General features: G+C 41.4%; 10 protein-coding genes. All 10 read left to right on the forward strand.

Annotation, left to right across the window (positions count from 1 at the left end; translation table 11 throughout):
* Positions 1-7: 7 nt before the first annotated feature.
* The 10 genes from AABK37_RS24540 (at position 8) to AABK37_RS24585 (ending at position 12,233) form a co-directional block, all read left to right on the forward strand.
* Entirely contained in the window at positions 8-2,143 is a 2,136-nt protein-coding gene (locus AABK37_RS24540; RefSeq protein WP_432554135.1) for an Hsp70 family protein, read from the forward strand.
* Positions 2,140-2,637 (forward strand): LysM peptidoglycan-binding domain-containing protein, encoded by a 498-nt coding sequence (locus AABK37_RS24545; protein WP_432554136.1) that lies wholly within the window; start codon positions 2,140-2,142, stop codon positions 2,635-2,637. The genes AABK37_RS24540 and AABK37_RS24545 overlap by 4 nt, the downstream gene beginning before the upstream one ends.
* Positions 2,619-5,120: a peptidase M, neutral zinc metallopeptidase site gene (locus AABK37_RS24550; RefSeq protein WP_432554137.1), complete on the forward strand. Its 2,502-nt coding sequence runs from the start codon at positions 2,619-2,621 to the stop codon at positions 5,118-5,120. Before AABK37_RS24545 ends, AABK37_RS24550 begins: the two co-directional genes overlap by 19 nt.
* 36 nt (positions 5,121-5,156) lie before the next feature.
* Positions 5,157-5,771, forward strand: coding sequence for a molecular chaperone DnaJ (locus tag AABK37_RS24555; RefSeq protein ID WP_432554138.1), 615 nt, complete (start codon positions 5,157-5,159; stop codon positions 5,769-5,771).
* The gene (locus tag AABK37_RS24560) at positions 5,764-6,240 is read left to right on the forward strand and encodes a nucleotide exchange factor GrpE (protein WP_432554139.1); all 477 of its coding nucleotides are present in this window, start codon (positions 5,764-5,766) and stop codon (positions 6,238-6,240) included. Before AABK37_RS24555 ends, AABK37_RS24560 begins: the two co-directional genes overlap by 8 nt.
* 308 nt (positions 6,241-6,548) lie before the next feature.
* Positions 6,549-6,821: a hypothetical protein gene (locus AABK37_RS24565; protein ID WP_432554140.1), complete on the forward strand. Its 273-nt coding sequence runs from the start codon at positions 6,549-6,551 to the stop codon at positions 6,819-6,821.
* A complete protein-coding gene (locus AABK37_RS24570) occupies positions 6,818-7,183 on the forward strand; it encodes a clan AA aspartic protease (protein ID WP_432554141.1) in 366 nt (121 codons plus the stop codon). The genes AABK37_RS24565 and AABK37_RS24570 overlap by 4 nt, the downstream gene beginning before the upstream one ends.
* A gap of 316 nt (positions 7,184-7,499) precedes the next feature.
* Positions 7,500-10,490, forward strand: a complete 2,991-nt coding sequence (locus AABK37_RS24575; RefSeq protein ID WP_432554142.1) for a UvrD-helicase domain-containing protein — start codon at positions 7,500-7,502, stop codon at positions 10,488-10,490.
* Positions 10,491-10,582: 92 nt separating this feature from the next.
* Positions 10,583-11,446: a GNAT family N-acetyltransferase gene (locus AABK37_RS24580; RefSeq protein ID WP_432554143.1), complete on the forward strand. Its 864-nt coding sequence runs from the start codon at positions 10,583-10,585 to the stop codon at positions 11,444-11,446.
* Positions 11,447-11,483: 37 nt separating this feature from the next.
* On the forward strand, positions 11,484-12,233 hold the full coding sequence (locus AABK37_RS24585; protein ID WP_432554144.1) for a cyclase family protein: 750 nt from the start codon (positions 11,484-11,486) through the stop codon (positions 12,231-12,233).
* The last annotated feature ends 41 nt before the right edge of the window (positions 12,234-12,274 follow it).

Consider the following 12,274-nt stretch of genomic DNA (forward strand, 5'->3'; position numbering starts at 1 on the left):
TGTGGAAGTGGTTACAGCTGATGATAATACGCCTCCTGATAGGAAACTGACGCGATCGCTGGTTGCCTACGCAGAAGGAAACTTTTTGGTAGGATACAAAGCTTACAACCGACTACGAGCAGACCCTGAGAATGTAATTGTTTCGATTAAGCGGTTAATGGGACGGGGCTTTAGTGACGAAGCCGTACAGAAACAGAAACAAAAACAAGAGTCAGAAGTTGGTTACAAAATTGCCCAACAAACTCAAGGGACAGATAACAGCATCGCAGTTTGGCTAGGTGGCAAAGAATACCAGCCAGAGGATATTTCTGCGGAAATTCTCAAAAAAGTCGTGCAGAACGCCCAAGCTTATTATCAGAAAATTGGTAAAGCAGGGGAAGCGATCGCCCAAGCAGTAATTACCATCCCCGCTTACTTCAACGACAAACAACGCTACGCCACCCGCACAGCCGCACTCAAAGCCGGACTCACTCCCTTAGAACTGCTAGCGGAACCCACAGCCGCCGCCATATCCTACGGGTTTTCGCCAAATAGTGAAGATGTGAAAACGATTTTAGTGTATGACTTTGGCGGCGGTACCTTCGACGCTTCCGTAATTACAGCAGCAGGAACTTCTTTTATCGAACAGGGGAAAGCAGGGGATTTGTGGTTAGGTGGAGATGATATCGATTCTCAGATTATCGAATTTGTTAAACAGCAAGTCGCCCTGCAAGAAAAAATTGCCGATGTTGACGGTTTGATCGCCAAAATGCCTTATTACGAACGGGTGCGGTTTAACGCAGACCTGAAAATGGCAGCAGAACGCGCCAAAATTCAATTAAGTACTGTTAATGTCGCTCGAATTGACCCTGCGACTCCTTTAAAAGACGAGTTGGGACTGGCGATTCCCATTGAGGTGGAAGTCACCCGCGAACAGCTTGAGAAAATGATTGTGAAGATGGTAGAAGATTCTATCCAATTTTGCCATAAAGCGCTGCAATACTCCGAATATACCCTCGACATGGTAGATGTGGTGCTGCTGGTGGGCGGTTCTTCACAAATTCCCTTGGTGCAACGCAAAGTCAAAGCAGCCTTTGGAATCGATAAAGTGGTAGTGCATCCCCGCCCAATGTACGCGGTGGCGGAAGGTGCGGCTATTGTCGCTGCTGGATTAATAGACAAAGTGACAACAGTCTCCCGCAATTATTTCATTGAGTTAATGGACGGCAAATATCAAGTTATCAACCGGGGTGATATTTTGCCAGTCACAACTTCTCACACTTTTAAGACTGTAGCTGATGGACAACGCCTGATTCATTTTAAGTTTTTCAGCCCTGATGAAGTTCGGCATGAAAATGAAAGTATTGGGGATATGTGGTTAGGGTTGGACGAAAAGTATCCAGCCGGAACAGAAATTTTGGTGAATTTGGAACTCGACGAAAAAAACAGCGAACTGCGAATGACCGCGACTTTAAAAAACGATCCTTCGGTGCGGGTGAGTTGTACTTTTTCGCGGGGACGCTCGGATGAGAAAATATACCAGGAATTAGAATCAGCGATCGCCCAACTAAACGATATAAATCTCACATCTGTGGGTGTTGAAGAAGCCTTGCGGTTAGCGGTATCAGTAGTAAAATTAACCAACCAAATCTTTGATGTCAGGACAGGGGAAGAACGCATCGATTTACGCGATCGCGCTAAAACTAACCTGCAAAACTTCCAGGTTTCGATGTCCCAAGAACGCCTGGAAGCGGAATGTGTTGTGAATGAATGCGATCGCGTTCTGAAACTCTGCGCTTTTTTGATTCCCGAACCGCAGCAGGAACGATTGCAAAAACTCAGTCAAGAATTGCAAGATGCGATGGACGCTAATAAGCTTTCGGTGATGGAGTCGAAAAGCGAAGATGCAAGACGCGAACTCGACAACCTACCTGATGAGGTAATACTGATTCAAGCGTCTTTATCAGCTATCCGCCAAGCTAATGCGGTAGCACCCACGCAAGCAAATGCAATGTCTGACAAACTTTCCCGAATGCTAGGCGCTTGGGAAAAAGGTGATGCACACGAAAGCGATCGCCTTTGGAGTGAATTACGACCGGAAGTGTCGCGCTGGCTAAATCAAGAATTGCCCAGCAACACTATTGTCACAGGGGTGAAGCGATGAGCATCAAGCTTAACTGCCCTGTATGTGGATACACGGATATTGAAGGCAATATTTGTCCTAACTGCGATACCGACCTATCCTTGAACCGAATGCTTCAAGAACTGCCAAGAGTGGAAACCCGTTCTCAAGCCAAAGTTGCTGCATGGCAATTAACAGCCGCTGGGATAATTCTTTTGATTGGTATGGGATTGGGAGCTGTGGGCTGTTTTGTGTTTGTCCAACCACAGATATTAACTGCTGCTGTCACCGTTCCCAGCCCAGTTGTAATTATTACCTCCAGTCCCAAACCAACGCCGCTCGTAGCCGTCAAACCTGCAAAAGCGCCTACATACGTTGTCAAATCTGGAGATAATCTTAGCGCGATCGCCGAAAAATTTTGTGGTCGGGGAACCTCTTGGGAAGTGATGGTTAAAGTTAACCCCCAACTCAAAGGGCAAGAAGATGATATAGACGTGGGGGAAATTTTGCAATTACCATGCAAGGAGGGCGTTTGATGTCTTTCCTTGACTTTAACGCCTTGAGTAAAACTGTACTGGGCGTGGGAATTGTGGATGCGTGGAAGCAAGCGCCACAAACTAAAACAGCAAGTCAAAAAGCAGAACAACTTGCCCAAAACAAGCATCTACGCGAAGCCGTCACCATCGCTGAAAAAGCTCTTGCTGCTTGGTCTCAAAAGCCTGGTTTTTGGGAGCGTTTGATTCAACAATTATTGTTGGGTAATATTTTAGACCAACTCACCGAGCAATTAAAGCAATGGCGCAAACAAGTAGCAGAAGCAGATAAGCTGGCTGCTAACGCTAAAGCTTTACTTCAACAAGATACTGGCAACCCATTAGAAACTCAAGCGCTGTCAACTGCGATAACTTTTTATCAGCGCTGTAGCAAAATTATTTGTGACGACGGAATATCACGGATACTAAATCAGTGCAAACAGGAATTAGAAAAGCGACAGGAGTTTGAGAAATTAGTCAAAGAAGCTGAGTCTGAGGCAGAAAATCGATTTTATCAAAAAGCGATCGCCGCTTATCGTCAAGCCGAACAACTTTATCGTACTGAGGCTGTTAAAGCAGCAATTATTAGTTGTGAAGCTAATGTCAAACAAGAAGAAATTTACTATTCTGCCTTTGAAAAAGCGCAACAAGCCGAAAAAGAGGGAAAATTAAGAAGTGCGATCGCGCTTTTGGAATCTGCCCTTGCTAATTTTAAGCGATCGGACGGACTCGATTTCCTAGAAAAGTTACAAAATATACTTAACGGCAAAGAAAAATTCCGAGCCGGACTTCAGGCTGAAAAAGCCGGTAAACTCAAAGAAGCGGAAATTTTCTATCAACACGCTCAAGTCTTATTGCCATCGACAGAGTGCCAAATCCGTTTAGGAATTGTAGCAATTAAAACCGAGGAATGGGCAACAGGGCTATCTCACCTAGAAGGTGTCAGTGGCGAGCAAGCTGCTTATCTGCGAGGATTTGCCTTAGCCAAACAAGGAAATTTACAGGCAGCTCATCGAGAATGGCATCCTTTAGCTAATGCTACAATGTTAGCTCAAAAAGAGATTATCAAAACCCTTTGTGAGCGACAACGTTTGCTAGCATTACAGAATATTCAGCAGTTAGTTAAAGACGAAAATTTAGAGCAGGCGAAAACAGCCAGTACCGCATTCATCAAAAAATTCGGTTTTGATTCTTTAGTCGAAACTAATTTGAATGAACATATTCAACCAAGCATAGAATCAGCAATTTGGCAAGGTAATGATTGGGGAATTATTGCCAATATAGCTGAAAAAGCATGGATTTGCGAACCGAATTTTACGACTTTACATAATTGGGTAGTAGCGACTTATTACCGCAGTCAAAATGATAATTTAAACCTTTCGGATTTGATTATTGCTTTGTCAACAGCATTGGCAAATATAACTCAAGATCCGGCTTTGCAAGATGTACCTTGGTTGGGACAAGCAGTTGACTTAGAATCAGTATCTTTAGAATTGAAACGAAGGCTGGAATCAGCAATTGACGATTTTAAATATAATAATTTAAACAAGTATTTGAAATTACGCGATCGCTATCGTTTAGAAATGGTAGCCTTGCGTTTGATGGGTAATTCTCCCAAGTGGGGGATGAAGTTGAAAGATGTGTTTATAACGCCTGGTTGTTACAATAGCTACTATCACAATTGGCAAGATATTTTAGTAGATAAAATAGATAATCAAAAGATTTTGCGCTCACTTTATACTCCTTGGGGGCTAGCAGTTGCGGCTTGTAAAGAAGGAGATACTCAACGCGCAATGCAGCTTAAACCATCTGCCAAACCTGCTGCGGTTGCTGAAACATTTGCTCAAAAATTTGTTGCTTACCATGAAGGTTGCTATCAGCTACAGCAGCAAAAATGGCGAGAGGCAATTATTCCCCTCAATCAAGCAAAGGCAGAAATTAAAGCTTGTGTTGATTGGCAAGAAGAAATCAACAAACTTTGCGGAATGCAGCGTCAAGCTATATCAGAATTTCAAGAACATTTGGATTTTGCTCAATTTTGGTACGACCTTTTAGGAAGTCAGCTTGCTAGAAGTTATCTGGCTGAGTATAAAGCAGAAGAACTGCGAGAGAAACTCGCTAACGAACAAATTTCCCTAGATAAAGCGCTGCGAGAACTGCAAGAAATCAAAAAAATTGATGAGTATAATCCGATTGTGAAGGATTTAATTGAAAACGTCGAAGTAGCCCAAGAACTGAAAGAAATTCAGAGGCTGTTCGGGAACAATCAGTTTGAAGCAATGGTAACGCGAGCTAGGCGAACACGACACGAACGGGTTCGATTTATCGTCGCTGAATTTTTCATAGAAATATTAGTTGCCGGCGTAAGTAATGGAAATTTGAACAACCTAGAAGTGGTTCTTCAACTAGGACGCTGGGCTTATGAAATTTGCCCAAATGAGCCTGCTTTTCAAGAAGTTTACCGAAGTTTAAGACTGCGTTATTAAGGTTGCTATTGGTTAAAAATATTTCTCTAAAAAAATATGGAAAAAAATCCCTACGATATTCTCGGTGTATCGCAAGCAGCATCAAAAGCAGAAATCACCAAAGCTCAAGCAGTAGCAATGAAGCGTAAGCAATATCCTGTAGATGTTATTGCTAAGGCTCAAAGAAGTTTATTAAAGCCATCAGAACGCATCATAGCTGACTTTTTACGTCCAATCTTGCCGATTATTAAACGCTTCAAATATAATGATTTATCCGCTTTAGAGCAACCAGAACCAAGATTAATTTTGTTATCAGAATATGATGGATTAGAGCAAGCGATCGCCAAAGCTACCGAAGAAGAACGCCTAGAACGAGAACCCTTACCGAAATCCTTATCAGAATTATTAGCTGATGGCATTGCAGCTTGCCAAGAGAAACGTTATCCCAAAGCGATTAAATACCTAGAAGACTACTGCCAAGACTGTCATGAGCGTGACAGCAAAGATTATATTCAAGCTCAAATGTGGCTAATTAGAGCTTATCAAATGGGTGGACAATTACAAAGAGCGATCGCATTGTGTCAGCTTTTAACCACCCATGTCCATCCTCAAGTACAAACTTGGGCAAACAACACCTTACCATTGCTATCTAAAAATATTTCCCGTGTCTAAAACATCCCAAAACTATATCCTAACTCAAGAGGAGCGCGACAAGCTTCTAGAAAAACTAGGAACTCTTGAAAAGCAAAATGTTTCACTCCAGCAGGAATTACGCCTCCAGCAAACCCAGTCCGTAGCATCTTCTGAGGATTTATTCTTAGAATTGTTAGAAGTTGGGGATGCACTAGAAGCATTGTTGGAGTACCTGGAAAACAATGACCTTACCCCCGAATTTCTCCAGCGCTTACCAAGGTCTGTAGGAGCAGTTCATCGGAAGTTTCTCAACATACTAAAAAAGCGCCAAGTCTTTCCCATAGAACTTGAGGGAACGCAGCCAGATTTCAATTTGTGTCGCGTCGTTGATCGGGAAATACGAACTGATTTAGAAGACCAAACAATTACTAAAATTGTGCTTGGGGGGTTTCGTTGCGGTGAGAAAATTCTCCGCCCTGCTGAGGTAATTACGTCTCTAACAGAGTGAATGGCGCAATTTATGTAAAATCCCTGAATCTCAAGCACCAAAAATAAATAAACCACTTCACTCAGCTTTTAATCCAACAGTGGGAGCAGAAATTAAAAAAGTCAGACCTGCTGTGGTGGTCAGTAAGGTAGGCTGTTAGCTGCGGAATTAGTCAGTTCATTGATTCATTTGTCAGAGAAAGAAAATCAGGCTCGCCCTATTTATCTTCTTGCTTAACCCAAAGATGAGCAGACGTGAAAAATTCAGTTTGAAGCCACAACAGATAATCAAGTAGAATTAGTACACACTAGTAACAAAGGAGCAAAGCCGTGCAAACTATACTTTTAAGCCGCGAAGAAGTTGGACGACGTGCTAGAGAAATATACGAAAACAGCATTCGTCAACAAGTGGAAACAGAAGAAAACATCGGTAAGATGGTGATTATTGACATAGAAACAGGTGAATATGCGGTTGATAAAATAGGCATAGAATCAGCGCATTTCTTGCGTCAAAAGAACCCATTAGCTCGACTATATGGTATTCGCATTGGTTATAAAGTTGCTGTTTCCTTCTGTGGCTTTTTGGAGCGGGATTCACAGTGATTTATGGTATTGTCAAGAATGGACACGCAACTGTTAATGTAGAATTTCGACTGCCAAATATCCCAGATTTTACTATTGAATTTGTTATAGACACAGGTTTTACAGATTACCTTTGTCTACCACCGGAAGCCGTTGCTTTGTTGGGTTTACCCTTCCTATATGAACTACCTGCAAATCTAGCTAATAATAGTTGGGTAGATATACCACTACATGAAGCTGTTATTATCTGGAATGGCGAAGAAAGGGTAGTTAATGCACTTGGTACAGGAAAGCGGCCTTTGCTAGGTACAGGTTTACTTGATGAGCATGAACTTGTTATACAGTTTACCGAAGGGGGTTTAGTAACAATTAATGAGTTGTAGTTGTTTGCTGGATATATCGACTTATTATTAACAGCAATGAGAATTATTACCTCAAGGGGTTGAATAAAATTGAAAATTTGAGATTTTGGATTTTAGATTAAATATCAGATTTTCAATTCAAAATTTCAAAACGGTGGAGGGAAGCCTTTACCGTTTTTTTGTTTACCGATACCACAAAAATACAAACACTAGATAAATCTAACCTTATTCTTTTTACAACAATTTCTGCTTTGGTGTTAATTCTCCTCTGTCTGCGGGAAAACTTAAAATAGGCGCTTAAGTCGCTGCAAGCAGTTGAGTAAGAGTTAGGCAGAGTATGGATAGCGGTTCACAGATTGACGATGTTCAAAGTTTTGTAGAAGTAATTGGCGATAATGATAACCTTTGGAGTCTCCTGGTTGGAAGAGAAGTTAGCTGCTTGGTAGAACAAGTTAAATATAGGATTTTATATAAAAACACACTGAAAGAGGAAAGAGGAGTCAAATATTACGCTAAAGGAAGAGTTTATGCCGTAAAAAATCGAAAAAACTCAGAAGTATCAGTCGAGATAGATTATAGTGATGGATTTCGCGTTAAATATGAAAAAGAGATATTTATTGGACAATTTAATAAGATATTACCACCTCTTTCTCTAGAAACAATTCTTGAATTAGTGCGAAGGGAACAAGACGCAAGGAGATTGGAAGCAGAAAGACAGGAAGCACAAAGACACGAGATAGAAAGACGGGAAGCAGAAAGACGAGACGCAGAAAGACGAAAGCGAGAGGCAAAAAAAAGAGAGGTAGAAAAACAGGCTTTACTTGAGAACTTAAAAGACCAGTTTGAAGAAAACTTTCTCAATGCTGACAACTTTTATCAAGCCCAATGTACTGAATACATATCATTTGAGGAGTACCAAGTTGAAAAGTCGAATTATGTGCAATCTTGGGTAAAAAGCAACTTGAACTCTTCACCTGATATTGAGCAAACAGCAGCAATTGGTGCTGTTGAAGGTCATATTCAAGTAGTAGCACGGGCTGGTAGTGGCAAAACCTCCACATTGGTCAATCGAGCTTTATTTTTACAGAAACATTGCTGTGTCGCACCCAGCGAGATATTGCTTTTAGCCTTTAATCGCAAAGCTGCGGAGGAGATACGAGAACGGCTTACGCTACAACTACAAGACTCTATTCCTCATGTAATGACTTTCCACGCATTAGCCTATGCTTTAGTTCATCCCGAAGAAAGCATTCTTTTTGACGAACCAAATGGTCACAAGCACAAAGCCAAGGCTCTACAGGCTGTGATTGATGAGTACTTACGCAACCCGATTTTTTATGAAAAAATTCGCGCTTTGATGATGGCGCACTTTCGTCAAGACTGGGAGCGTATAGTTTCAGGTGGTTATGATAAAAGTCCTGAACAAATGCTCAGTTACCGTCGCTCATTGCAAAGAGAAGGGCTTGATGGAACCTACCTCAAATCTTACGGTGAGAAAGTAATTGCTGATTTTTTATTTGAACACAACATTCAATACAAATATGAGCGGAACTTCTGGTGGAATGGCATCAATTATCGCCCTGACTTTACAATTTATACTGGAGAAAATCAAGGGATAGTTATTGAATATTTCGGACTTGAAGGCAATCCAGATTATGATATAATTTCGGCTCAAAAGCGCGAGTATTGGCGAAATCATCCTAACTGGCATTTTGTGGAATTATCCGCCACAACCCTCAGATTTGAGGGAGGAGAAGATTTTTGTGCTTTACTTAAGCGATGTCTGGAAAGTCATGGTGTTAAATGCGATCGCTTGAGCGAAGAAGAAATTTGGAAGAAAATTAAAGTTAGAGCTATAGACCGCTTCACCAAAGTAGTAGAGGGATTTATTCAACGTTGTCGCAAACTTTCCCTCACTTCCGAAAAATTAGCCTCAATTGTTAATAATCATAACTGTGCTAGTGATGTAGAGGAGCCTTTCTTATATCTGGCACAAAAATTTTATAAGTCCTATCTGCAACGTCTTGAGGCAACTGGCGAGGAAGATTTTGATGGACTGATGCAAAAAGCTACAGCAATTGTCGCATCAGGACAGACTATATTTCGTCGCAAATCTGGCGTTGGCGATCTAAAGTGTCTTCAATACATACTTATTGATGAATATCAAGATTTCTCAGAACTCTTCCACCATTTAATAGCAGCAATTCGAGAACAAAATCCTCAGGCACAATTTTTCTGTGTTGGTGATGACTGGCAAGCAATTAATGGCTTTGCTGGTTCCGACCTTCGCTTTTACCAGAATTTCGCGCAATTTTTCCAGCCTTCGCAAAAACTCCATATAGCCACTAATTACCGTTCAGCTACTTCAATTGTCGATATTGGTAATAAATTGATGCAAGGATTGGGTACTCCTGCTCACGCCGATAAAACTAAGTTTGGAATCGTTGAAATTGCTGATATCGGACAATTTTATCCAACTCTAAAGGAGCAAGAGGAGCATCAAGGAGACAATATAACACCTGCCATATTGCGCTTAGTAGACAAGACTATCAAAGATGGCAAAAATGTAGTTTTACTCAGCCGCAAGAATAGTTTGCCTTGGTACGTTAATTACACAAACCGTACATTAAGAAACGGCTCACTTGATAGTTTTCTACAATTGGTGCATTCCTATCTTCCCGAAGAGTCAAGAAAGGCTGTAACTATATCAACTGCTCACAAGTATAAAGGTCTTCAGAAAGATGTAGTTATAATACTCGATGCCGTCCCTCGTTGTTACCCATTAATACACCCCGATTTGATGTTCACTCGTGTTTTTGGTGATAACATTGAGCGTGTAGTTGATGAGGAACGCCGTCTTTTTTACGTTGCATTAACTCGTGCAGTAGAGCGTTTGTTCATTCTCACCGAGACAAACAACTTGTCACCTTTCCTTGAAGAATTAAAGAGCAGGAAAAATATTACCTTACTGGATTGGTTAGATTACCCGCCTTTTGTTGGAACAATACAGCGCATTATTGTTAAAGTGGGTAATCAGGCTGGACAAGGTACAAAACCCACTATTGCAATCAAAGACTTGCTCAGGGCTGAAGGCTATAGTTGGAACACAACTGGATGGCTTGCTTGGTGTCGCACCTATCCAGCACAGGACTTCTCAATAGAACAATATTTTGATAACGCTCAGTGGATTTCTCACGCTGCTGGAATCGAGGTGCGGTTTTATGACGATTTAGAAAATATGCTGGCGATTTATCGTGTTGATCGAGGGCAATGTACTCCCGTCATTAACAATATTCCTGAATTAGAATTACCAAAAACCGCTCAGTAATAAGTTGTGCGATAAATTACAATTGCTCAAAACCATATATTTAGCGTCAGAATAATCAAGTATCGTTATAACTTGGTGTGGAGTTAAACATCATGATAAATGCCTTGAAAATCCGGCAGATGACACTAGAAGATGTGCAGCTTGCCCTAAACTGGGCAGCAGCAGAAGGTTGGAATCCTGGTATCAATGATGCAACAGCCTTTCATGCTACCGATCCAACGGGATTCTTAATTGGAGAAGTGAATAATGAACCAATTGCCTGCATCTCTGCTGTTTGTTATGATGCGACTTTTGGTTTTATCGGACTTTTTATTGTTAAAAATGAATGGCGCAAACAGGGATACGGGACACAGATTTGGCAAGCTGCTTGGCAACAGTTGAATCTAAAATTAGAAGAGAATAAACGCAGTGTAGCCCTAGACGCGGTTGTGGAAAGAGAAGCAACTTACCGTAAAATTGGTTTTACCCCGGCTTATCGTCATATTTGTCATGTTTACGAAACTACTAATTCTCATGTCCTCCCAACAGATGTAGTTCCACTAGTTGATGTACCTTTAACAGAAGTCATCCGTTATGATGCAGAACTTTTTGGTGTCAGTCGTCCTCAGTTTCTACAACCTTGGATTAACGTCCAAGAAGGGACTGCCTATGGTGTGGTAAATGCTGGTAAATTGAAAGGTTATGGTGTTATTCGTCCGTGTCATCAAGGCTTCAAAATAGGTCCGTTATTTGCGGATAATAGGGAAATTGCTGAATGCCTTTTTCAAGCTTTAACTAGTCATGCTGCTTCACAGCCAGTATTTATTGATATACCAGATGCGAATTCGGCGATCGCCTTTTTTACTCGACGCTATAATTTGCAACAATCATTCACCTATATTCGCATGTATTGCTATAGAACACTTATCACTGATCTAAATCGCATCTTCGGTGCAACTACTCTCTCATTAGGTTAGGGTGCGCGGGGTTTGATAAAGCACGCTACTAAAATTTATGAAAAAATTTGCACTTTTGTGCTTAGGAATTCTTTTTAGCTTGATTATTTGCTTGTCCATCAACGCCGCACAGCCAAGCACTCAGCCTGCTTTGTGGCAAGTTTATCAGCGATCGCTTAAAAGTGCAAAATATGTTGATTTAACTCATGCGATCGCTCCCTCAATTCCAGTATGGTCAGGATTTGCTCCGCCTAAGTTTACACCCACAGTCAACCCAAAGACAGGCAAGCCATACACCTATCAAGAAGATGGCGCTGAAGCAACTCATTACGATTTACCTACAGATCAACTCGGAACCCAGTTAGATCCACCAGCCCACTGGAACCCTGATTATCCGGCAATTGATGAATTGCCTGCAACCTTCGCTGTTCGTCCCTTAGTGGTAATTCCCATCCAAGATAAAGTTGCTCGTGACCCCAACTATCACCTCACAGTTAAGGATATTCAGAATTGGGAAAGCCGACATGGTAAAATTCCTGAAGGCTCGGTTGTATTTGTACGCTCCGACTGGTCGAAAGAATGGTCAAACCCCGAAATAGCAAAGAGGACTAAGTTTCCTGGAGTGTCGTTAGAAGCTCTCAAATTTTTGCACCTACAACGCAAAATTTTGTTTCACGGACACGAACCCCTGGATACAGATAGTACTCCCACCCTTGAAGGAGAAGCTTGGTTATTAAAGAATGGATATAGTTACCTTTCGCATAGTCAAATATATTCAAACATCAACTATCTATTCAGTTGGAGTTAGTATTTATACTGGACAGCAAATCCTACACTTGGCAGGAAGAG

The sequence above is a fragment of the Tolypothrix sp. VBCCA 56010 genome, assembly GCF_050875635.1.
Taxonomy (GTDB): Bacteria; Cyanobacteriota; Cyanobacteriia; order Cyanobacteriales; family Nostocaceae; genus Hassallia.

Bases quoted from the DNA above. Each gene is read 5' to 3' on its own strand.
- AABK37_RS24555 (WP_432554138.1), top strand. From the start codon at position 5,157: ATGGAAAAAAATCCCTACGATATTCTCGGTGTATCGCAAGCAGCATCA.
- AABK37_RS24580 (WP_432554143.1), top strand. From the start codon at position 10,583: ATGATAAATGCCTTGAAAATCCGGCAGATGACACTAGAAGATGTGCAG.
- AABK37_RS24545 (WP_432554136.1), top strand. From the start codon at position 2,140: ATGAGCATCAAGCTTAACTGCCCTGTATGTGGATACACGGATATTGAA.
- AABK37_RS24550 (WP_432554137.1), top strand. From the start codon at position 2,619: ATGCAAGGAGGGCGTTTGATGTCTTTCCTTGACTTTAACGCCTTGAGT.
- AABK37_RS24585 (WP_432554144.1), top strand. From the start codon at position 11,484: ATGAAAAAATTTGCACTTTTGTGCTTAGGAATTCTTTTTAGCTTGATT.
- AABK37_RS24575 (WP_432554142.1), top strand. From the start codon at position 7,500: ATGGATAGCGGTTCACAGATTGACGATGTTCAAAGTTTTGTAGAAGTA.